Genomic DNA, 20801 nt, shown 5'->3' with positions numbered 1-20801 from the left:
AAGCGGCGCCGCCAGGCGCTTCCCCGCCCGTTAAAACACCAAAGCTACTAATCAGTAGCATTTATTACTGGTTAGTAGTACCATGGGCAGCAAGATAACTCACCCTCTCACGAAGATGACGCTTGCACCGACCACCACCCCTTCCCGCCCATCCTATTTCGCGCTAGCCGCATGGTTGGTCGTGACCTTCGCCTTTGCCGCGATAGGTGCCGCCGGCTCCGCCCAGGCGCCCAGCTTCTACGCCCAATTGGTACGTCCCGACTGGGCGCCGCCCGCCTGGCTATTTGGCCCGGTCTGGACTGTTTTGTACGCGCTGATGGGATTTGCCGCCTGGCGGTCGTGGAGCCGTGCGCACGAAGGCCGTCTGCCCCCGGCGCTGATGTACGTGCTGCAGCTGGTGCTTAACAGCTTATGGAGCTGGCTGTTCTTCGCATGGCACCTCGGCGCCATGGCCAGCTTATGCATTGTGCTGATGTGGATTGCGATTGTGGCGACGATGGTGCTCTTTGCACGGCGCGAACGCTTGGCCGCGATCCTGCTGGTGCCCTACCTTGCCTGGGTCAGCTTCGCAGGCGTTCTCTGCTACCGAATCTGGCAGCTCAATCCAGGCCTGCTGGCCTAACGCACAACCCGCCCTGTGAGACACACCATGGCCACATCCTACATACCCGTCAGCGAGAACGAAACGATGCCGGTATCGGCTCGCATCCGGGCCCGCCTTATGGCGAGCAAAGAGCGGTTTCACGCCAATGACAATATCGCGCACCACATCATTCCCGGCGAACTGGAGGAATTACTGGATGAAGTCAGCCAGCGCATGCAAGGCGTGCTCGAAAGCCTGGTGATTGACACCAGCAGCGACCACAATACGCAGGACACTGCGCGCCGCGTCGCCAAGATGTATCTGCAGGAAGTCTTTGGAGGACGTTACACGCCAGAACCGGCGGTCACCGAATTCCCCAACGTGGCCCACCTGAATGAACTGATGATCATTGGTCCGGTCACGGTACGCAGCGCCTGCTCGCACCACTTTTGCCCGATCATGGGCAAAGTCTGGATTGGCGTCATGCCCAATCAGCACTCCAACCTGATTGGACTTTCGAAATATGCGCGCCTTGCAGCATGGGTCATGAACCGCCCACAGATCCAGGAAGAGGCAGTGAAGCAACTGGCGGATCTGCTGCAGGAAAAAATGCAGCCGGACGGCCTGGCCGTCATCATGGAGGCCGAGCACTTCTGCATGCACTGGCGCGGCGTGAAAGACACCGACGCGCTGATGGTCAACAGCGTCATGCACGGCTCCTTCCTCAAGGACCCCGCATTGCGCCGAGAATTCCTGTCCCTGATCAAACGCTGACCGCACCTTACCAGGAGCCCTAAATGCTCGTGCAACTTCTTTACGCTAGCCGCGCGGTGTACGGTGCCGACACGGCCACCATCAACGCCATCCTGCAAAAGGCCAGGCTGCACAATCCGGACGCCGGCATCACAGGCGTGCTATGCCACAGCCAGCACTACTTTCTGCAACTGCTGGAAGGTGGACGCGACCAGGTCAACCAGCTCTACGCACGCATCTTGCGCGACCAGCGCCATAGCGACGTGACCTTGCTCCACTATGAGGAGATCCAGGAGCGGCATTACTCGGGCTGGGTGATGGGCCAGACCAACCTCGACAAACTGAACGCCGCCACGGTGCTGCGCTACTCGCCCTTGCCGGTGTTTGATCCGTACGCTATGCCGGCAAGCAGTACGCTCGCCCTGATCGAAGAATTGGCCTCCTCCGCCGCAGTCCAGGGAGGCGCCTGACCGCACCGGTGCCGCGCTTTCTGCCAAGGCTTGGCTGCGGCGCGGTGAATTCTGTATAATGCGGCACTCCGGAAGCGTGGCCGAGTGGTTGAAGGCAGCAGTCTTGAAAACTGCCGACGGTTAATCCCGTTCGTGAGTTCGAATCTCACCGCTTCCGCCAACAGCAAGCTAACAGCCTGAATTTAAAGGGCTTTTCGCAAAACAGTGAGACGTGAAGCGACGTGTCGCCCACCAGAACACCAACGCTGACAAGCTAACCGCCGCGCCCAGCTGACATACACCTTGCCAGCCCGCATGCGCGTAAGTCACCGTCGTCCCAATCGCCCCCAGACCGCTACCTACCGCGTAGAACAGCATATATAGCCCGACCAACCGGCTATGTGCTTCCGGCCTTGTGCGGAATATCATGCTCTGGTTGGTCACGTGCAGCGCCTGGCCACCCAAATCCAGTACGATGATCCCGATCACCAGCGCGCCAAGCGAGCGCTCCATCAGCGATAACGGCCACCAAGCCGCCAGCAATGCTATCAGGGCAAACGCACTGGTGCGGTCGGCGTAGCCACGATCGGCCCAATGTCCTGCACGCATGGCGGCCAAGGCGCCAATCGCGCCTGCCAGCCCGAAAGCTCCGATGGCGGTGTGCGAGAAGCCATATGGGGGTGCAGTCAATGGAAACACCAGCGCACTCCAGAAGATGTTAAAGGCGGCGAACATCAGCATCGCAAGCACGCCTCGCACTTGCAGGACTTTCTCTTCCTTAAGCAGCGCCGCCATGGAGGCAAGCAGGCGCGGGTAACTCAAGGCGTCCGGCTTGACCGGCAATGCGGGCAGCCGCCGCCACAATGGCAACGCAATCGCCAGCATCAGTACCGCCGCACCAAGGTACACGCCGCGCCAACCCAGCATGTCGTTGACGGCGCCGGAGAACACGCGTGCCAGCAGCAATCCAATGAACACGCCACTTTGCGCTGCGCCGACAACACGCCCTTGCTCATGGGGCGTAGCTGCGCTGGCTGCGTAGGCGATCAAGCCCTGCGTCATGGCGGTACCCAGCATGCCTACGACAAGCATGCCAGCCATCAGCGCCGGCGCTGAGCGTGCGATGCCAACTGCGGCCAATGCCGCCACCAACAACATCAGTTGCAGCGCCATCAGACGGCGGCGCTCGATGCGGTCACCCAGGGGAACCAACAACAACAGCGCCAGGGCGCAACCGAGCTGCGTGGCGGTGACCACGCTGCCGACTGCAGCGTGGGTGATGCCGAAGTCGCGCGCCAACGTATCCAACAGGGGCTGGGCGTAATACACGTTTGCCACGCTCAAGCCGCTGGCAATGGCGAATAGCCAGACCAGGCTACGAGGCATGTCCGACGGCCGAGGCGATGCATTGTTTGTTTTCATCATGTTCACTCTCTGCAAACCAGTTTCAAATTAAAACCAGTTGAAGGGTAGAGCATGTAGTTTTAAAATGCAACCACCATAACCTGATGGAGACTGCATGCCATCCCGCAAACCAATAAGCGACGAGCCGTGCCCGGTCGCGCGCTCGGTCGACCTGATCGGGGATCGCTGGTCGCTTCTGATCGTGCGCGATGCCTTTGACGGAACGCGCCGCTTCGGCGACTTCCAGCGTAGCCTGGGCGTGGCGCGGAACATTTTGTCGGACCGCCTGCGCGGCCTCGTGGAAGCAGACATTCTTGCGTTGCAGGATGCGTCGGATGGCACGGCCTACCAGGAGTACGTACTGACGGCCAAAGGGGAAAGCCTGTTTCCGATTGTGGTGGCGCTGCGCCAATGGGGTGAGCAGCACTTGTTCCAGCGTGGTGAGCGCCATTCCGTACTGGTCGATAAACGCAATGGCAAGCCAGTTCCACGCATGGAGCCACTGGGCAGGGATGGCTCCGCCCTCCCTCCCTCCGCAACGCTGGTGCGCCGCGTGCCCGGTGACGAGCGTGAGGGGCGGTGATAAAATCGCCCAGCTTACTTTTAAGGAATACTATGACTGCAGCACGCCGCTACAACAAACGTCAACTCAAGAAAAAACACCTCGGTGAGTTCCAGGAACTCGGCTTTATGGTCGATGCGAAACTGGTCGGCAACCCTTCCGAATCTGAGCGCGATGGCCTGCTGATGCGCTTCCTGACCGAAGCGATTGAAGCCAATGGCCTGGCTTTTGGTGGCGGCTACAGCGCTGAATTCAGCGGTTTCGTGGTGTCGCACAAGGCCTACGGCAAGGTCGAGGATAGCCACCGTAAGCTGGTGCAGGATTGGCTGGCGAAGCAAGGCCTGCTGACCGACGTGAAAGTCGGCGAACTGCGCGACGCTTGGTACGGTTGGGGTTGAGCCGCACGCGTCGTTGCGTGTCGGAAATTTTTACACTCCCTGAGCACTTTTCCAGGAACCCTGGATTAACTCATTGAAAACGTTGGCTTTCCCGCAATAGGCACGTTAGTTGCTATAGCGTAGGTTCCGATTATTTTTTGACAAATAATATGAACCTGAAACAGAAAACCTTCGCTTCCATCCTCATCGCTGCGGCCTCCCTGGCCGGCAGCGGTGCAGTCCAAGCTGGTGTCATCTCCCAATGGGGCAGCAATGTCATCGGCTTCAGCACCCAATACAACACCTCCTCCTGGGCTGCGGCACAAGCCTTGGGCGCGCCAAATCGCCCCACCTATGGCGATATCGCTGGCGCCTGGGCGCCGCAGTATCGTGGCGGCACGCTGGAATGGCTGTCGATCGGCTTTGATACGGCAGTCTATGCGACCGGCGCGGTGATCCGCGAAGTGTCCGGCAACGGCTTCGTCTACCAGGTCGATGCGATCGATACCTTCGGCAACCTGCATAAGGTATGGAGCGGCGCAGACACCAGCCTGGCCAATACGCCGCATAACTTTGCGGTGAACTGGAGCGAGACCGCCTTTACCGTGAAAGGCCTGAAGGTGTACGTCGACACCAGCCGCCACGGCGATTGGGAGGAGATCGACGCGATCCAGCTGGTCGGCAACGAGGCGCGCACCGCGCCGGCGGATGTGCCGGAGCCGGCATCGCTGGCCCTGCTGGGTCTGGGCCTGGCGGGCCTGGCTGCGGCGCGCCGCAAGAAGCAATAAGCTTTCCATTCCACCCACTGAAAAGGCGGCCCGGAGGCCGCCTTTTTTGTCACCATGAAACCGCTCCCTGCCCTATTCCTGGCAGCGCGACAATCGCGCTAGCAGCCCTTGGGTTTGACTGCGGCGAACTGGCAGTCCAGCGGCTGGAAGAACTCGCGCGAAGTCCCGTAGGCCTTGGCGTAGCGTTCGAACAAGCGGTCCATGTCACCGGATTTGTAGAGGGCGGCGATGCCGCGCTCGAAGGCGTCGCGCTGTTCGGCCAGCCGGAACACGAACCAGTATTCATTCGGCTTGCCGATGATGTCGTGATAGGCCAGGTCGAAGTCGCCGTCGCGCTGGTAGGACTGGCGGTGCAGGTAGTAGTGGAAGATGTCCTTCTGCGAGATCACCACGTCCACCTGGCGCAGCACCAGCAAGGGCGATTGCAGGGTCTTCGGTTCCTGGTAGCGCGGGTTGCGCAGGGCGGCATCGCGGTAGGCCTGGCCTAGCATTTCGGCGGCGCCAAAGAAGGCGGACACGCGGTAGCGCGCCAGGTCGGCCACGGAGTCGAGGCGCGGCAAATGGGCGCGCCGTGTGATCGCCTGGTTGTGGAAGCTGGTCACCGGCCAGCGGCTGAAAACGCCCGGCAGCGGCACGGCGGGCTTGCCGCTGGTGGAGACGTCCACCAGGCCGCTGCGCAGGGCTTCTTCGGTGCGTTTTTTGGGCAGGTAGATGAATTCGGCGGTGACGCCCTGCGTGGCCATGGCGTCGCGCAGGACATCGACCAGCAGGCCGCTGTGGCGGTCGGGCATGACGAAGGGGGCGATGTCGTCCTGTACGCCGAATTTGATGCGGGGGCGGGCGTCGTGCGCAGCCCCCTGCCCTGCCGCCTGCATGCTGCAGGCAAGGAGCAAGGCCAGGGCGGCGGCGCGTTTCATGGTCAGCTCGCGTTGGCGGCGACGGCTTGCGGTGGCGCCCAGTTCTGCACCAGCGCCTTTTCAAATTCCTGCGCCGGCAAGGGGCGCGAGAACAGGTAGCCTTGCACTTCGTCGCAGCCGGAGTCCTTGAGGAAGGCCAGCTGCTCCACCGTTTCCACGCCTTCGGCGATCACCTTGTGCTTGAGCTGCTGGGCGATGCTGATGATGGTGCTGGCGATGGCGCAGTCGTTGGTATCGACCGGGATGCCGGTGGTGAAGGAGCGGTCGATCTTCAGCGTGTCGATCGGGAAGCGCTTCAGGTAGGACAGGCTGGAATAGCCGGTGCCGAAGTCGTCCAGCGACAGGGTGATGCCGTGCGCCGTCAGGCGGTCCATGATGCCGATCACGCGCTCGATATTGTGCATCAGGGTCGATTCGGTGATTTCCAGCTCCAGCCAGGACGGCTCCAGGCCGTAGCGCTGCAGGGTTTCCATCACGCGCCCCGGCAGGGCCGAAGTAAATTCGCGCGCCGATACGTTGACCGCCAGGCGCACCGGCGGCAGGCCTTTTTCCTTCCAGGCCTGGGCTTGCGCGCAGGCGGCTTCCAGCACCCATTCGCCCACCTGCACCACCAGGCCGGTGGCTTCCGCCAGGGGAATGAATTCGGCCGGCGGCACCAGGCCGCGCTCGGGGTGCTTCCAGCGGACCAGTGCTTCGGCGCCGATGATCTTGCCGGAGCTGATTTCAAATTTGGGCTGGTAGTGCAGCAGCAGCTGGCCGTTGCCCAGCGCCTGGCGCAGGCCCGATTCAATGCGCATGCGTTCCTGCATGCCCTTGTTCATATCCTGGCTGTAGAAGGCGATGTGCTCGCCCTCGGTGCTGGCGTTCTGCTTGGCGCGGTACATGGCGATATCGGCCAGGCGCAGCAGGGTTTCGGCGTCGTTGCCGTCTTGCGGATAGACGCTGATGCCGATCGAGGCGCTCACGCGCAGGTCGTGGCCGTCGATCAGGAATGGTTCGTTCAGCGCTGCCAGCAGCTTGTTGGCCACCATGCTCGCTTCGTAGTGCTGGTTGATGTCGAACAGGCCGACCGCGAATTCGTCGCCGGACAGGCGCGCCACAATATCCTGGTCGCGCAGCGCCATGCGGAAGCGCTGCGACACTTCGCGCAGCACGGCGTCGCCGATGGTGCGGCCCAGCGTGTCGTTAATCAGCTTGAAGCGGTTCAAATCAATGAACATGACGCAGCCGTGCAGCTTGCTGCGCTGGGCCACGGTCAGGGCCTGGTCCACCAGCTTGGTGAGCAGGGAGCGGTTGGGCAGGTTGGTCAGCGCGTCGTAATAGGCCAGGTGGTGGATGCGCTCCTCCGCCTGTTTGCGCTCGGTGATGTCGGTCAGGTAGGCGATCAGGCCGATCGAGCGGTCTTCCATATCGCACAAGGGCGACAGCGACAGGCTGGCCCAGAAGATTTCGCCGTTCTTCTTTTTGCGGCGCACTTCCATCAGGCGGCCGCCGTCGGCCAGGAAGGAGTCGTCGAAGGTTTCGTCTTCGTCGTCGTACAGGAAGATGATGTTGCGCCCGACCGCCTCCACCGCCGAATAGCCAAACAGGCGCTCGGCGCCCTTGTTCCAGCTGGTGATGAAGCCGTTCAAGTCCATCGTCAGCACCGATTCGTGGATCTGGTCCAGGATTTGCGATTGATGCTGGAGCCGCGCTTCCACCTGCACATAGGCGTGGGTGGTGCGCTGCGCCACCGAATGCACCTGCAATACGCTGCCGGCCAGGCTGGCCAGACTGGCCAGGTGCTGCCTGGTCGTATCAGTGTAGCTGTCGCGGCCCGATACTTCAAAGCGGCCGAAGTAATTGTTATCAAATTGGATCAATTGCGACAGGCCGCTCTCCCAGCCAGGCAGGCCGGCGGCGGGCGTCATATCCTGCGGCACGTAGCGGCCATGCGGGCTGCCGGTGACGTCGCGCACGATGCGGCCCATCTCCTCCACCAGGGCCGGGCCGCGCAGGCGCAGCACGGCGTCGCACAAGGCGGCGCTGCTGGTGAGGAAGTCGGACACTGGCGGGACGTGCATCGTTACACGTTCCGGCTAACTTGCAGCGCCCACTGGTAGGCCTGCAACAGGCTGCGCCAGTAGGTTTCGTTGTCGATGCCGACATCGGCCAGGGCGCTGCTTTGCGGTTCGTGCATTTCCACCAGGGCCAGCATCTCGCCCAGCTGGCCGCTGCGATCGAGCAGGGCTGCCACCACGTCCAGATCCAGGTTCAGGGCTGAAACGATTTCCGTCATCGGCATGGCCAGCAGCACGTCCAGCAGCGAGAACACGCCGACCAGGAAGGCCAGGTCCTGCTCGTCGCGGTCGCCGTCTTTCAGCTTGCACAGGGCTTCCATTTGCGCCGCGCGCAGGGCGGCCAGCGGCAGCAAGGCGTTGGCCTGGCCGTCGTCCTGCTGGCGCGCGTACAGCAGCAGCTGCAGCCAGCGTTGCAGCTGGCGGCGGCCCAGCATGTTGATGGCCTGGCCGAAGTTGTGGATTGGGTTGCTGTTCGGCGCGAAGGCGGCCGAATTCACCAGCTTCAGGAGCTGGTAGGACAGGGCCGGGTCTTGCTTGAGCAGGGTTTCCAGTTCGCGCGAATCGGCGTCCTGCGCCAGCAGGCCAAGCAGGGCAAGCAGGCGTTTGCGCGAGGTGCCGTCGCCCTGCCCTGCATCGTGCTCCTCGGCGCGCGGCAGCTCGCCGCGCAGCAGCGCAAAGCCGGGCGGCATGGCATACGCGTTACGGGCCAGGTGCGGGCCGGGCAGCGTCATCATGGCCAGGGCGCTGGGCAGCGCGTCGGCGCAGTCGACATCCAGGCCGCGGATGCCGCATTGGGCGGCGGTGATATTCACTTCGCCGTCGGCCATCAGGCGCAGGCCGCGGTCGGACAATTCCTTGCAGCGCCGTTGCACGGCGCCGTCGGCCAGGCTGGCGGCGGGCACGGTGAGGACCATGCGGCTTAGCGGCAGCGCATCGAGCTGCGCCGGCTCCAGCGCCAGCGGGTCGGCCAGGGGAATGTAGTAATCAATGGCACCCAGTTCCTGGGATTCTTCGCATCCCAACAGGGATTGCAGCGCCGGCACGGTGGCGGCGCACGGCATTTGAAGCGCTAGTCCGGCCCATTGGTTCTGGGCGTTGAGGACAGGCTTGATTCCCACCAGCGGAAACGAATTTGAATCAGGCGCAAACATCGGAATCTCGGTGCGGTTATTGCAACAATGGTAAATGTTTTATTGATGTAAAGCAACCATTGTGCGCTCACTGCCACACCCGTGTTACAAGACTTGGGGAATATAACAGAAATTGCTCAAAAGTCAGGTTTCCGCCCATAGAGGAGAGCATCGAATTGCCGGCTTTGTACCCGCAACGATACATAAATGATTAATTCTGCAATTATTACTTCCCGAATTGTGCGTGTTGCACGGCAAACTTGATCAATTCTGCCTGGCCTTCGATGCCGAGCTTGCGTTTGATGTTGAGGCGGTGGGTTTCCACCGTGCGCACGCTCAGGTCGAGTTCGCGCGCGATATGCTTGTTCGATTCGCCGTTGGCCAGATGGCGCAGCACTTCCGCCTCGCGCGAGGTCAACTGGTTGTCCTGCGCCAGCGGCTTGGCCAGTTGCTGCGCCAGGTTGGCGCTGTAGTAGATGCCGCCGCCCATCACGGTCTCGATGGCGACCACGATGTCCTTGCCCGGCGCGTCTTTCAGCACGTAGCCGCGGGCGCCGGCCTGGATGGCCTGGCTCACATATTCCAGCTTGTCGTGCATGGACAGGATCAGCACCGCGATCTGCGGGAACTGCTGCCTGAATTGCGCGGTGGCCTCGATGCCGTTGGTGCCGCGCATATTGATGTCCATCAGGACCAGGTCGGGCTGGTGCTGGCGCGCCGCTTCCAACGCCTCGGCCGCGCTGCCGGCTTCGCCCACGACTTCAAACTGCGCCATCGCTTCCAGCCGCGCGCGCAGGCCGTCGCGCACGAGGGGATGGTCGTCCACTAACAAAATCCTGGTCATTCTTTGCTCCGGTTTTCCACAAGGGCCAGCACCACCGTGCCGGCCGGGGAGGATTCGATGCGAAACTTGCCGCCGATGGCCTCCATCCGTTCCATCATATTGCGCAAGCCGATGCCGCGCTTGGGGTGGCCGGCGATGCCTTCCGCGTCGAAGCCGCAGCCGTTGTCGGCGATGCGCAGCGAGACGCGCTCGGCATCGGCTTCCAGGTCGATGCTGATGCGGGTGGCGCCGGCGTGGCGCTCGATATTGGTCAAGGCTTCCTGGGCGATGCGGAACAGCACCGTGTTGGCCACGTCCGGCAGGCGGTCGGTGCAGCCGTTGGCGGAAAACGCCACCTGCACGCCGCTGTGCACGCGGAATTCATCGGCCAGGTGGTCCAGCGCGGCGGCCAGGCCCAGGTCGTCCAGGATGGCGGGGCGCAGGTTGTGCGAGATGCGGCGCACCTCGCCCAGCACATTCTTCAGCTGCTCCACCGTGTGTTCGAAGGCGGCTTTGGCCTTGTCCTGCTGGCCGGGGTTGGCGAGGCGGATGATGGCCGCTTCGATCTGCAGCTTGATCGATACCAGCCACTGGCTGATGCCGTCGTGCAGGTCGCGCGACAGGCGCGCCCGCTCCTCCTCCTGCGATTCGACCACGCGCTGCGCCAGCGCCTTGAGTTTGGCGTCGGCCACGCGGTTGTCGCGGATGTTGAGCGCCAGGCCCGACACGCCCACCGCCAGCAGCGCCAGCGCCGCAATGGCCGCCATCCACAGCAAGGTGTTGCGGATATTGCCGCGCTGCTGCGCGTCCACCTTGGCCAGGGCGGCGTCCACATCGTCCAGATAGATGCCGGTGCCCAGCATCCAGCCCCACTCCTTGACCGGCACCACGTAGCCCAGCTTGGGCGCCGGCTTGTGGCTGGACGGCTTGATCCAGTTATAGCGTTCCAGCCCGCCGCCTTCGCGCGCGCGCGCCAGCAGGCGCTGGATGGTGGGGTTGCCTTCCTGGTCCTTCAGCAGGAACAGGTTCTGCCCGACCAGCTCCGGCTGGCGCGGATGCATGAGGGAGTTGCCCTGCATGTCGTAGACGAAGAAGTAGCCGTCGTCGCCGAAACTCAGGGTGGACAGGATGCGCTTGGCCTCGGCCAGGGTAGCCGCGTCTTTGCGGCCGGACTGCACCAGGTGCGAAATCGAGTGCGCAGCCAGCGCCACGTAGTGCTTCAGCTCCGCCTCCTTGCTGGCCAGGTAGGCCTGCTGGATGGTGTCGCGCTGCTGCTGGGCGAGCGTGACCGCCTGGTAGCGCACGGCGACCGCAATCGCGCACAGGGCCAGGATCAAGGGCGCAAGGGCCAGGAACAGGAACTTCTGCCGCAGCTTCATGCAGGCGATTGTAAGCCCCCGAGCGCCCGCCTGTCCTACGTAGTTCTACGCAGCGGCTTTGCGTAGTGGTGCGCTTGTGACAGATATTCAATTCCTGAATACTGGCCATTCATCCATGGAGGAGACCCCAATGAACCCCGTTTTTAAGAAAATTGGCTGGGCAGGCTTGTCGCTGCTGGGCGCCGGCGCCCTGGGCGTCGTGGCGCTCAAGCGCGGCGAGCCAATCAGCGCCATCTGGCTGGTGATCGCCGCCGTCTGCGTCTACCTGATCGCGTACCGCTTCTACAGCCTGTTCATCGCCACCAAGGTCATGGGGCTGGAAGCCAACCGCCTGACCCCGGCCTACAAATTCAACGATGGCCTGGACTACGTGCCGACCAATAAAAACGTGCTGTTCGGCCACCACTTCGCCGCGATTGCCGGCGCCGGCCCGCTGGTGGGCCCGGTGCTGGCGGCGCAGATGGGCTACCTGCCCGGCATGCTGTGGATCCTGGCGGGCGTGGTGTTTGCCGGCGCCGTACAGGACTTCATGGTGCTGTTCATCTCCACCCGCCGCGACGGCCGTTCGCTGGGTGACCTGATCAAATCCGAACTGGGCCCGATTCCGGGCAATATCGCACTGCTGGGCACCTTCATGATCATGGTGATCATCCTGGCCGTGCTGGCGCTGATCGTGGTGAAAGCGCTGGCGCACTCGCCGTGGGGCTCCTTCACCGTGATGGCCACCATCCCGATCGCGCTGTTCATGGGCGTGTATTCGCGCTATATCCGCGTGGGCCGGATCGGCGAAGTGTCGCTGATCGGCTTTGTGCTGCTGATGCTGGCCATTGTCGGCGGCCAGTGGGTGCAGGAAAACCCGGCCCTGGCGCCGATGTTCACCTTCTCCGGCACCGAACTGACCTGGATGCTGATCGGCTACGGTTTCATCGCCTCCGTGCTGCCGGTGTGGCTGCTGCTGGCGCCGCGCGACTACCTGTCCACCTTCCTCAAGATCGGCACCATTGCCGGCCTGGCGCTGGGCATCATCATCGTCGCACCGATGCTGCAAATGCCGGCGGTGACCAAGTTCATCGACGGCACCGGTCCGGTATGGTCGGGCAATATGTTCCCCTTCCTGTTCATCACCATCGCCTGCGGCGCGGTGTCCGGCTTCCACGCCCTGATCTCCTCCGGCACCACGCCCAAGATGATCGAGAACGAAACCCACGCCCGCTTCATCGGCTACGGCGCCATGCTGATGGAATCCTTCGTCGCCATCATGGCGCTGATCGCCGCCTCCACCATCGAGCCGGGCGTGTACTTCGCCATGAACTCCCCGGCCGCTCTGATCGGCACCACCGCCGAATCGGCCGCGCAGGCGATTTCCGCCTGGGGCTTCCGCGTCACGCCGGAAATGCTGACGCAGATGGCCGCCGACGTAGGCGAGAGCACCATCATCTCGCGCGCCGGCGGCGCACCGACGCTGGCTGTGGGCATGGCGCACATCCTGTCCAACGTGGTGGGCGGCAAGGCCATGATGGCCTTCTGGTACCACTTCGCCATCCTGTTCGAAGCGCTGTTCATCCTGACCGCCGTTGACGCGGGCACGCGCGCCGGCCGCTTCATGCTGCAAGACTTGCTGGGCACTTTCTCGCCATCGCTGAAGCGCACCGACTCCGTGTTCGCCAGCCTGCTGGCGACCGGCCTGTGCGTCGCCGCCTGGGGCTACTTCCTGTACCAGGGCGTGGTCGACCCGCTGGGCGGCATCAACACCCTGTGGCCGCTGTTCGGCATCGCCAACCAGATGCTGGCCGCCGTGGCGCTGATCCTGGCCACCTGCGTGCTGTTCAAGATGAAGCGCGCCAAATACGCCTGGGTCACCATCACACCGACCGTGTGGCTGCTGCTGTGCACCCTGGTGGCCGGCTGGCAGAAGATTTTCGACGCCAACCCGAAGATCGGCTTCCTGGCGCACGCCGCCAAATACCAGGCCGCGCTGGCCGAAGGCAAGGTACTGGCGCCGGCCAAGTCGCTGGAGCAGATGCAGCAAGTGGTGTTCAACGACTACCTGGACGCCGGCCTGGCCGCCTTCTTCATGGTGGTGGTGATCAGCGTGCTGGTATTCGGCGCCCGCACCGCGCTGGCCGCCTGGAAAGCCAGCCGCCCGACCCACAACGAAGCCCCGGCGCAGTACTCCACTGCGGCCGCGGCCAAGTAAAGCCATGTTCGGCGAACTCGCCAAGGCGGGCCGCTACCTCGGGCAGAGCATGCGCCTGATGTGCGGCCTGCCCGAATACGACACCTACCTCGCCCACCGCGAGACGACCCACCCCGGCGAACCCGTGATGAGCTACGAAGAGTTCTTCCGCGAACGCCAGGAAGCCCGCTACGGCGGCGCCGGCAAGCGCGGCGGCTGCTGCTAAGCAAGCAATGTCCGTTTTGGGGTCAGGAAGAAAAGTGGACATTTCCAAAAGAAATGTCCACTTTTCTTCCTGACCCCAAAACGGACATTTTGCTTACTGCAACGACAAAGTTAGAGCCAGATCAAAGCGTCGAATTGCTTAGCATTTATTCTTTGCCCGATGGAATCGTCCAACGGCGGCGAAAATGCTCAACTTCGAACGCTCCGGCTTAAGCCAGAAACTGACCATCATCTCGGTACTCACCACCGGCTGCGCCCTGCTGCTGGTGTTCCTGGCGTTCGCCGTCACGTCCATCCATGCCCATACCAGCGAGGAACGCAAGCAGCTGACTTCCCTGGCGGATGTCATCGGCGCGAACAGCGTCGCTTCCCTGCTCTACGCCGACCGGCCCACGGCCGAACAAGCCTTGGCGGCGCTGGCGGTCAAGGGCGACATCACGCGCGCCGCCCTGTTTGACCGCGAGGGCCAACTTTTTGCCAGCTACACAGGCGCCACCGAGCCGGCGCCAAATGCGCCTGAGGCTCTGGATCGGGGGCGCTTGCGGCAGCTGGCGAACGGCGAGCTGGCGGAGCGCGATGGGCCGCCCTGGGCGCCGTTGCTGCGGCTGTACCGTCCGGTGCGGGTGCGTCAGCATGTGGTCGGGGTGGTGATGATCGAGGCCGGCCAGGCGTCGCTGTGGCTCGGGGTGCTGCGCAACCTGGGCATCACCGCTGCGGCGACGGGCTGCTCGTTCTGGCTGGCGCTGGTGCTGTCGGCGCGCTTCCGCAAGGGTATTACGCAGCCGATCGGGCAGTTGATCGCGGCGGCGGATAGGGTGAGCAGCAGCCAGACCTACGCGCAAGTGCAGCATGCGCGCAGCGATGAACTGGGTACGCTGATCGATAGCTTTAACGGCATGCTGGCGCAGATCGAGAGCCGCGACAGCAAGCTGGCGCAGTATCGCGGCGAGCTGGAACGCCAGGTCAGCATCCGCACCGCGCAGCTGGAGAAGGCGAAGGACGCGGCGGAGGCGGCGAGCCAGGCGAAGAGCGCTTTCCTGGCCAATATGTCGCACGAGATCCGCACGCCGATGAACGGGGTGCTGGGCATGGCCGAGCTGTTGGCGGCGACCGAGCTGACGGAAACCCAGCGCCATTACACCAGCATGGTGCGCCGTTCGGGCGAGCATCTGCTGGTGATCATCAACGATATCCTGGATTTCTCGAAGGTGGAGGCGGGCAAGATGACGGTGGAGTACATCAACTTCAACCTGCGCGAGCTGCTGGACGATATCGAGCATGTCTTTGCGCCGCAGGCGCAGGCTAAGGGCATCGAGCTGGAGTTCGCGGTGGCGAACGATATCCCGTTGGCGATCTGCGGCGATCCGAACCGGCTGCGCCAGGTGATCGTCAACCTGCTGGGCAATGCGATCAAATTCACGGACCAGGGACGCATTACGGTGGCGGTGCGGGTGGCGCAGGAGGATGCGCAGTCGGCGCGGCTGCGGGTGGAAGTGCACGATACCGGCATCGGCGTGGCGCGCGAGGCGCGTTCGCATATCTTCGATTCCTTTTCCCAGGGTGACGGTTCGACCACGCGCAAGCATGGCGGCACCGGCTTGGGGCTGGCCATTTCCAAGCAGCTGGTGGAGCTGATGGGCGGTACCATCGGGGTCGATAATGCGCTGGGGCGCGGTTCGGTGTTCTGGTTCACCGTGCAGTTCGACAAGCGCCGGGTCGCGGCCGATGATGAGGGCTTCCAGCAGAAGACGAGCAAGGGCTTGCGCGCTTTGGTGGTGGATCGCCAGGCCGAGCGCGCGCTGGCGCTGCGTGCCTTGCTGGTGCGCTGGCACCTGCAGGTGGCGTGCGCGCCCAGCGCGGCCGATGCCTTGCGCGACCTGCATGCGGCGGCGGCGCGCGGGGCGCCGTTCGATGTGGCGCTGCTGGATATGGGGCTGGACGATATCGGCGGGCTGGCGCTGGCGGCGGAAATCAAGTCCGATGCCGATATCTCGGCGGTGCGGCTGATCCTGCTGGCGAGCGAGCGCGATGCGGCGGACCCGCTGCAGCGGCGCGCGGCGGGCGTGGCGTTCCAGCTGATTAAGCCGGTGCGCGAGCCGGACCTGTACGATTGCATCGTCTCGCCGGCGCGCAGCAATGAAGGCGTGGGGGCGGCGGCGCTGGCGGGCGTGGCGCCGGCGTACGCGGCGCCGCGCGGGCGCCCGGGCCAGCGGCCGCGCGCTTTGCTGGCCGAGGATAATCCGGTCAATGTGGAGGTGGCGTCGGCCATGCTGCGCGGGCTGGGCATGGAGGTGGCCTGCGCGGCCAACGGGGAGGAGGCGCTGGCCGCCGTGCGCGCGGGCGACTACGACCTGGTGCTGATGGATTGCATGATGCCGGTGATGGACGGCATGGCGGCCACCGCTGAAATCCGGCGCCTGGAGCAGCAGCGCGGCCGTTCGCGCGCGACGCCGATTGTCGCCATCACCGCCAATGCCTTGCAGGGCGACCGCGAGCGCTGCCTGGCGGCGGGCATGGATGATTACATCAGCAAGCCCTTTTCGCAGCAGGCGCTGGCCGATACGCTGGGGCGCTGGATCGCCCTGCCCCGCCTGGCGCCCAGCGCGCACGCGCCGCCGACGTCGCCCCCGGCGGCCGCCGCGCAGCATGCCGACTGCCAGGTCCCCGGCGCGCTGCTCGCTGCAGCAGCCCATCCGCTGCCGGCCGCGGGACTCAACCCACGCGCGCTGGACGCCATCCGCGCCTTAAGCGCGGGCCAGGGCGACGCCCTGCTACACCGCGTGCTGCGCGCCTTCCTGCAAGACACCCCGCGCCAGCTGGCCGCGTTGCGCGACGCGATCGGCGCCAGCGATCCGGACACCATCCGCAAAATCGCCCACAGCCAAAAGTCGAGCGCCGCCAACGTCGGCGCGGACGCGCTGGCAGGCTTATTCAAAAGCATGGAACAACTGGGCCGCGCCGGGCAGACCCAAGGTACGACAGACCTGCTGGCGCAACTGGAGCGCGAGTTCCAGTCGGTCCGGCAACCGCTCGGTATCATCCTCGCGAAGGGAGCGTGACATCATGGCAGCCCTGTATTCCCCCAAACGCGGCACCGTGCTGGTGGCGGACGACGATCCCGTCATGCGCTTGCTGATGCTGGAGATGCTGTCCCAGGTCGGCCTGGACGCGGTGGAGGCCGGCGACGGCCGCGCCGCGGTGGCCAGCTTCCGCGACAATGCGCCCGACCTGGTGCTGCTGGACGTCGACATGCCGCTGCTGGACGGCTTTTCGGTCTGCCGCGCCATCCGCAAGCTGGAGGGCGCGGGCTCGGTGCCGGTCATCATGGTGACGGGCGGCGACGACCTGCAGGCCGTCACGCAAGCCTACGAAGCCGGCGCGACCGACTTCGTTTCGAAGCCGATCAACTGGCCCATCCTCGGCCACCGCGTGCTGTACGTGCTGCGCGCCAGCGACGCCATCGCCCGCCTGCGCATCGCCGACGCCCACAACCGCGCCGTGCTGGCGGCCATCCCTGACACCTTCTTCCGCCTCAGCGCGGACGGCTACTACCTTGACTACGAGGAGGGCCACGAGCCCGGCGCCGATTTCGCCAGCCGCGAATGCGTCGGCCGCCACATCCGCGACGTGCTGCCGCCGGCCATCGCTACGCGCATGCTGGACCAGTTGTCGGCCGTGCTGCACTCCACCGCCGTACATTCGGTGGACTACGAGCTTACGCGCGGCGGCGTCACCCACCATTTCGAGGCGCGCCTGGTCGGCACCGCCGCCGGCGAGGTGCTGGGACTGGTGCGCGATATCAGCGAGCGCAAACGCACCGAGGAGCAGATCCGCAAGCTAGCCTATTGCGACAGCCTGACCGGCATCCCCAACCGCCAGGCCTTCCTCGAAACCCTGGAGCGCGAGCTGGCGCGCTCGCAGCGCGAGCAGCGCAAGTTCGCCATCCTGTTCATGGACCTGGACTCGTTCAAGCGCATCAACGACACGCTGGGCCACAATCTCGGCGACCTGCTGCTGCAGATCGTCACCGAGCGCCTGCGCGAGACGATCCGGCCGGGCGACCACTTGTGCAGCCTGGCGCGCCTGGGCGGCGATGAATTCACCATCCTGCTGCCCGATATCGAGCGGGTGGACGACGCGCTGGCCGTGGCGCACCGCGTGAAAGACGCCATGCGCCGCCCCTTTGCGCTGGAAAGCCACGAGATCTTCGTCACCGCCAGCATCGGCATTTCGCTCTATCCGGAGGACGGCGAAGACTGCACCTCGCTGCTCAAGTTCGCCGACACCGCCATGTATCACGCCAAGAACTGCGGCAAGAACAACGCCAAGTTGTACAGTTCCTCGCTGACGATGCAGATCATGAGCCACGTCAAGCTGGAGGTCGGCCTGCGCAAGGCGCTGCAGAACAATGAGCTGTACCTGCTGTACCAGCCGCAGGTGGACGTGCCCAGCGCGCGCATCGTCGGCGTGGAGGCGCTGGTGCGCTGGCGCCATCCCGAGCACGGCGTAATCCCGCCCAATGAATTCATCCCGCTGGCGGAGGAGACCGGCTTGATCGTGCCGATCGGCGAATGGGTGCTGCGCACCGCCTGCCAGCAGGCACGCGCCTGGCACAGCCAGTTCGGGCAAGCGGTGCGCATGGCCGTCAACCTGTCGGCGCGCCAGTTCAAGGACGAAAACCTGGCGCAAACCGTGCTGGCCGTGCTGCAGGAAACCGGCCTCGATCCGAGCCTGCTGGAGCTGGAACTCACAGAGGGAACGCTAATGGACAATGCGCTGGCCACGCTGGCCACGCTGGAGCAGTTGCGCGGCGTCGGCGTGCTGTTGTCGATCGACGATTTCGGCACCGGCTATTCGTCCATGAGCTACCTGAAACGCTTCGACGTGCGCGCGCTAAAGATCGACAAGAGCTTTATCAGCGGCCTGCCGCAGGACAGCGAGAACGCCGCCATCACGCGCGCCATCATCGCCATGGCGCACGGCCTGAAAATGGTGGTGGTGGCGGAGGGCGTGGAAACGCGCGAGCAGCTCGACCTGCTCAAGCACTACGGCTGCGACATGGCGCAAGGCTACCACCTGGGCCGACCCGCCGCGCAGGACGCCATCAGCCAGATGCTCGGCAATGTGGGATCAGGTGCTGCGGCGGTCTAGCATGGCGCGGGCGATGGTGCCGGCGTCCACGTATTCCAGCTCGCCGCCGACCGGCACGCCGCGCGCCAGGCGCGTCACGGTCAGGCCGCGCGCTTTCAGCATTTCGCTGATGTAGTGGGCGGTGGCTTCGCCTTCGTTGGTGAAGTTGGTGGCCAGGACCACCTCCTCCACCACGCCGTCGGCGGCGCGCGCCAGCAGCTTTTCCAGGTGGATGTCCTTGGGGCCGATGCCGTCCAGCGGCGACAGGCGGCCCATCAGCACAAAGTACAGGCCCTTGTAGGTCAGCGTGGACTCGATCATCACCTGATCGGCCGGCGTCTCCACCACGCACAGCATGCGGCGCTCGCGCGTTTCGTCGGCGCAGGTGTCGCAGATATCGGTTTCGGTGAAAGTGTTGCACTGGGCGCAGTGGTGCACCTGCTCCACCGCCTGGTACAAGGCGCGCGACAGCATGGCCGCGCCATCGCGGTCGTGCTGCAGCAGGTGAAAGGCCATGCGCTGGGCCGACTTGGGCCCGACGCCGGGCAGGCGGCGCAGCGCCTCCGTCAGGAATTCAAAGGACTTCGCCATGGGTCAGGCTTGCTTGAAGGCGCTCAGGGAATCGACCGCCATGGTGGGGACGAATTCGGTGATCGTGTAGCTGGCGGCGCCGGCTTCGTTGAAGGGGTCGAGCTCGATCACCGCCTCGATATCGGCCCGGCTGTCGGCCGTGGCCAGGATGACGCCGCCCGTGCGCGGCACCTGGCGTCCGGACATCAGGAACATGCCGTTGGCATATTGCTCGCGCAGGTACTCGCGGTGCGCGGCGAGGAGCTTGTCGATCTCCTCGGCCGGCTTCAAGTACGTGAGCGTGATGATGAACATGGCCAGGGCGTGCTGCTTTAGAACGGCATCTTGAAGCCTGGCGGCAGCGGCAGGCCGGCGGTCAGGCCGCTCATTTTCTCGGCAGCGGTGGCTTCGGCCTTGCGCACGGCGTCGTTGAAGGCGGCGGCCACCAGGTCTTCCAGCATGTCTTTGTCGTCGCCCAGCAGGGACGGGTCGATCGTGACGCGCTTGACGTCGTTCTTGCAGGTCATCACGACCTTGACCATGCCGGCGCCGGACTGGCCTTCGACTTCGATCAGGGCCAGCGATTCCTGGGCCTTCTTCATATTGTCCTGCATGGCTTGCGCTTGTTTCATCAGGCCGGCCAGTTGGTTCTTCATCATGGTGTGGTTCTCCGTATTTCGGTGTTGAGTATTGGGTTCAGTGCGCGGGCGTCATCGGGGCCACGATCGAGCCGGGCACGATGAAGGCGCCGAAGTCGCGCATCATAGCTTTGATAAACGGGTCGGCGGCGACGGTTTCTTCCGCCGCACGCTGGCAGTTGTCGCGGTGTGCCTGGGCTTCGACGCTGGTGGTGTACCAGGCCTTGCCGATTTCGGTGTCGACGCGGCATTGGCGACCGAAACGCTCATTCAGGGCGCCGGTCAGTTTTTCCACGTTGGCCGGCGTGGCCCAGGTTTCGATCGGGCAGCGGATGCGGAATACCGCCATATTGCCGTCGAAGGCACAGTTCACCAGTTCGGCCTGGGTCGCCAGTTGCTGCGCCACGCCGCGCAGCGGCAGGTGGGCGGCCAGCGCGGGCCAGTTGCCGTCCCAGCCCAGCTCCGGCACGGGGGTAATCACGTATTCGTAAGGAGCCTTGGCTGGCGCGGCGCCGCGTTGCTGGGGCGCTTGCTGCGGTGCCTGGTGCGACATGCCGCCAATGTGGTCGGCGCCGGCTGGCATGGCGGCGTCTTCCGAGAAGCCGGTGACCCAGGGCGGCAAGTCGTCTTCTTCCACTTGCTGCTGCGGCGGCGCTTCCATCACGGCGGCGCCGCCCTGCTCGTCCCATGGCGCCGGCTGGGACGCGGAGGGTGCACTTGGGGCCGGGGCGTCTTCCCACGGGGCCGGGGCGCGGGCGGCGGCTTGCGCGGCAGGCGCGCTGTAGGCCGCGCTTGGCGCGGACGGTGCCGGCGCCATCGGCGCGGATGGTGCCGACA

19 protein-coding genes, 1 tRNA gene and 1 pseudogene are annotated in these 20801 nt (G+C 64.4%); 11 read left to right on the top strand and 10 right to left on the bottom strand.

Features of this window, described 5'->3' with window-relative positions; translation table 11 throughout:
- Positions 1–82: 82 nt before the first annotated feature.
- From GTP41_RS07840 to GTP41_RS07825, 4 genes are all read left to right on the top strand, one after another.
- Complete coding sequence (locus GTP41_RS07840) at positions 83–622, top strand: TspO/MBR family protein (protein ID WP_229502781.1); 540 nt, start codon at positions 83–85, stop codon at positions 620–622.
- Positions 623–649: 27 nt separating this feature from the next.
- Positions 650–1357: a GTP cyclohydrolase I gene (folE, locus tag GTP41_RS07835; protein ID WP_161025026.1), complete on the top strand. Its 708-nt coding sequence runs from the start codon at positions 650–652 to the stop codon at positions 1355–1357.
- A gap of 23 nt (positions 1358–1380) precedes the next feature.
- Positions 1381–1806, top strand: a complete 426-nt coding sequence (locus tag GTP41_RS07830) for a BLUF domain-containing protein (RefSeq protein WP_161025025.1) — start codon at positions 1381–1383, stop codon at positions 1804–1806.
- A 70-nt stretch (positions 1807–1876) separates the two neighbouring features.
- Positions 1877–1966 (top strand) — tRNA-Ser (locus GTP41_RS07825).
- An 8-nt stretch (positions 1967–1974) separates the two neighbouring features.
- Here GTP41_RS07825 and GTP41_RS07820 read toward each other — a convergent pair.
- Entirely contained in the window at positions 1975–3171 is a 1197-nt protein-coding gene (locus tag GTP41_RS07820) for an MFS transporter (RefSeq protein ID WP_161025292.1), read from the bottom strand.
- Positions 3172–3304: 133 nt separating this feature from the next.
- Between GTP41_RS07820 and GTP41_RS07815 the strand changes: the two genes are divergently transcribed.
- The 3 genes from GTP41_RS07815 to GTP41_RS27360 all read left to right on the top strand — a co-directional run bounded on the left by GTP41_RS07815 (position 3305) and on the right by GTP41_RS27360 (position 4916).
- Positions 3305–3772, top strand: a complete 468-nt coding sequence (locus GTP41_RS07815) for a winged helix-turn-helix transcriptional regulator (protein ID WP_161025024.1) — start codon at positions 3305–3307, stop codon at positions 3770–3772.
- A 32-nt stretch (positions 3773–3804) separates the two neighbouring features.
- On the top strand, positions 3805–4149 hold the full coding sequence (locus tag GTP41_RS07810) for a YggL 50S ribosome-binding family protein (protein WP_161025023.1): 345 nt from the start codon (positions 3805–3807) through the stop codon (positions 4147–4149).
- A gap of 149 nt (positions 4150–4298) precedes the next feature.
- A complete protein-coding gene (locus GTP41_RS27360) occupies positions 4299–4916 on the top strand; it encodes a PEP-CTERM sorting domain-containing protein (protein WP_161025022.1) in 618 nt (205 codons plus the stop codon).
- 98 nt (positions 4917–5014) lie between these two features.
- Here GTP41_RS27360 and GTP41_RS07800 read toward each other — a convergent pair whose 3' ends face one another.
- From GTP41_RS07800 to GTP41_RS07780, 5 genes are all read right to left on the bottom strand, one after another.
- Positions 5015–5833, bottom strand: coding sequence for a substrate-binding periplasmic protein (locus GTP41_RS07800; protein WP_229502780.1), 819 nt, complete (start codon positions 5831–5833; stop codon positions 5015–5017).
- 2 nt (positions 5834–5835) lie between these two features.
- Entirely contained in the window at positions 5836–7896 is a 2061-nt protein-coding gene (locus GTP41_RS07795) for a putative bifunctional diguanylate cyclase/phosphodiesterase (RefSeq protein ID WP_161025021.1), read from the bottom strand.
- Positions 7897–7898: 2 nt separating this feature from the next.
- Positions 7899–8954: an HDOD domain-containing protein gene (locus GTP41_RS07790; protein WP_229502779.1), complete on the bottom strand. Its 1056-nt coding sequence runs from the start codon at positions 8952–8954 to the stop codon at positions 7899–7901.
- A gap of 295 nt (positions 8955–9249) precedes the next feature.
- Complete coding sequence (locus tag GTP41_RS07785; protein ID WP_161025019.1) at positions 9250–9867, bottom strand: response regulator transcription factor; 618 nt, start codon at positions 9865–9867, stop codon at positions 9250–9252.
- Positions 9864–11225: a cache domain-containing protein gene (locus GTP41_RS07780; RefSeq protein WP_161025018.1), complete on the bottom strand. Its 1362-nt coding sequence runs from the start codon at positions 11223–11225 to the stop codon at positions 9864–9866. The genes GTP41_RS07785 and GTP41_RS07780 overlap by 4 nt, the downstream gene beginning before the upstream one ends.
- Positions 11226–11355: 130 nt before the next feature.
- Here GTP41_RS07780 and GTP41_RS07775 point away from each other — a divergent pair, with 130 nt between their 5' ends.
- From GTP41_RS07775 to GTP41_RS07760, 4 genes are all read left to right on the top strand, one after another.
- A complete protein-coding gene (locus GTP41_RS07775) occupies positions 11356–13422 on the top strand; it encodes a carbon starvation CstA family protein (protein ID WP_161025017.1) in 2067 nt (688 codons plus the stop codon).
- 4 nt (positions 13423–13426) lie between these two features.
- Entirely contained in the window at positions 13427–13627 is a 201-nt protein-coding gene (locus tag GTP41_RS07770; RefSeq protein ID WP_161025016.1) for a YbdD/YjiX family protein, read from the top strand.
- A 184-nt stretch (positions 13628–13811) separates the two neighbouring features.
- Positions 13812–16685: a response regulator gene (locus GTP41_RS07765; protein WP_161025015.1), complete on the top strand. Its 2874-nt coding sequence runs from the start codon at positions 13812–13814 to the stop codon at positions 16683–16685.
- Positions 16686–16689: 4 nt separating this feature from the next.
- Positions 16690–18777: a putative bifunctional diguanylate cyclase/phosphodiesterase gene (locus GTP41_RS07760; RefSeq protein ID WP_161025014.1), complete on the top strand. Its 2088-nt coding sequence runs from the start codon at positions 16690–16692 to the stop codon at positions 18775–18777.
- Here the strand turns inward: GTP41_RS07760 and recR are convergent.
- The 4 genes and pseudogenes from recR to GTP41_RS07740 form a co-directional block, all read right to left on the bottom strand.
- Complete coding sequence (gene recR / locus GTP41_RS07755; RefSeq protein WP_161025013.1) at positions 18757–19347, bottom strand: recombination mediator RecR; 591 nt, start codon at positions 19345–19347, stop codon at positions 18757–18759. The genes GTP41_RS07760 and recR overlap by 21 nt on opposite strands.
- A gap of 3 nt (positions 19348–19350) precedes the next feature.
- The gene (locus GTP41_RS07750; protein WP_161025012.1) at positions 19351–19641 is read right to left on the bottom strand and encodes a YciI family protein; all 291 of its coding nucleotides are present in this window, start codon (positions 19639–19641) and stop codon (positions 19351–19353) included.
- Positions 19642–19658: 17 nt separating this feature from the next.
- Entirely contained in the window at positions 19659–19985 is a 327-nt protein-coding gene (locus tag GTP41_RS07745) for a YbaB/EbfC family nucleoid-associated protein (protein WP_161025011.1), read from the bottom strand.
- 37 nt (positions 19986–20022) lie between these two features.
- Positions 20023–20801, bottom strand: a pseudogene (locus GTP41_RS07740) (DNA polymerase III subunit gamma/tau); the annotation flags it as partial.

The organism is Pseudoduganella guangdongensis, assembly GCF_009857475.1.
GTDB lineage: Bacteria > Pseudomonadota > Gammaproteobacteria > Burkholderiales > Burkholderiaceae_D > Rugamonas > Rugamonas guangdongensis.
The sequence above is the reverse complement of the archived record's forward strand: the minus strand, read 5'-3'. Positions and strand labels throughout refer to the sequence as shown.

Excerpts from the sequence above, each read along its gene's own strand:
- GTP41_RS07840 (WP_229502781.1), top strand. The coding sequence starts at position 83 with ATGGGCAGCAAGATAACTCACCCTCTCACGAAGATGACGCTTGCACCG.
- folE (WP_161025026.1), top strand. The coding sequence starts at position 650 with ATGGCCACATCCTACATACCCGTCAGCGAGAACGAAACGATGCCGGTA.
- GTP41_RS07830 (WP_161025025.1), top strand. The coding sequence starts at position 1,381 with ATGCTCGTGCAACTTCTTTACGCTAGCCGCGCGGTGTACGGTGCCGAC.
- GTP41_RS07820 (WP_161025292.1), bottom strand. The coding sequence starts at position 3,171 with ATGCCTCGTAGCCTGGTCTGGCTATTCGCCATTGCCAGCGGCTTGAGC.
- GTP41_RS07815 (WP_161025024.1), top strand. The coding sequence starts at position 3,305 with ATGCCATCCCGCAAACCAATAAGCGACGAGCCGTGCCCGGTCGCGCGC.
- GTP41_RS07810 (WP_161025023.1), top strand. The coding sequence starts at position 3,805 with ATGACTGCAGCACGCCGCTACAACAAACGTCAACTCAAGAAAAAACAC.
- GTP41_RS27360 (WP_161025022.1), top strand. The coding sequence starts at position 4,299 with ATGAACCTGAAACAGAAAACCTTCGCTTCCATCCTCATCGCTGCGGCC.
- GTP41_RS07800 (WP_229502780.1), bottom strand. The coding sequence starts at position 5,833 with ATGAAACGCGCCGCCGCCCTGGCCTTGCTCCTTGCCTGCAGCATGCAG.
- GTP41_RS07795 (WP_161025021.1), bottom strand. The coding sequence starts at position 7,896 with ATGCACGTCCCGCCAGTGTCCGACTTCCTCACCAGCAGCGCCGCCTTG.
- GTP41_RS07790 (WP_229502779.1), bottom strand. The coding sequence starts at position 8,954 with ATGCCGTGCGCCGCCACCGTGCCGGCGCTGCAATCCCTGTTGGGATGC.
- GTP41_RS07785 (WP_161025019.1), bottom strand. The coding sequence starts at position 9,867 with ATGACCAGGATTTTGTTAGTGGACGACCATCCCCTCGTGCGCGACGGC.
- GTP41_RS07780 (WP_161025018.1), bottom strand. The coding sequence starts at position 11,225 with ATGAAGCTGCGGCAGAAGTTCCTGTTCCTGGCCCTTGCGCCCTTGATC.
- GTP41_RS07775 (WP_161025017.1), top strand. The coding sequence starts at position 11,356 with ATGAACCCCGTTTTTAAGAAAATTGGCTGGGCAGGCTTGTCGCTGCTG.
- GTP41_RS07770 (WP_161025016.1), top strand. The coding sequence starts at position 13,427 with ATGTTCGGCGAACTCGCCAAGGCGGGCCGCTACCTCGGGCAGAGCATG.
- GTP41_RS07765 (WP_161025015.1), top strand. The coding sequence starts at position 13,812 with ATGCTCAACTTCGAACGCTCCGGCTTAAGCCAGAAACTGACCATCATC.
- GTP41_RS07760 (WP_161025014.1), top strand. The coding sequence starts at position 16,690 with ATGGCAGCCCTGTATTCCCCCAAACGCGGCACCGTGCTGGTGGCGGAC.
- recR (WP_161025013.1), bottom strand. The coding sequence starts at position 19,347 with ATGGCGAAGTCCTTTGAATTCCTGACGGAGGCGCTGCGCCGCCTGCCC.
- GTP41_RS07750 (WP_161025012.1), bottom strand. The coding sequence starts at position 19,641 with ATGTTCATCATCACGCTCACGTACTTGAAGCCGGCCGAGGAGATCGAC.
- GTP41_RS07745 (WP_161025011.1), bottom strand. The coding sequence starts at position 19,985 with ATGATGAAGAACCAACTGGCCGGCCTGATGAAACAAGCGCAAGCCATG.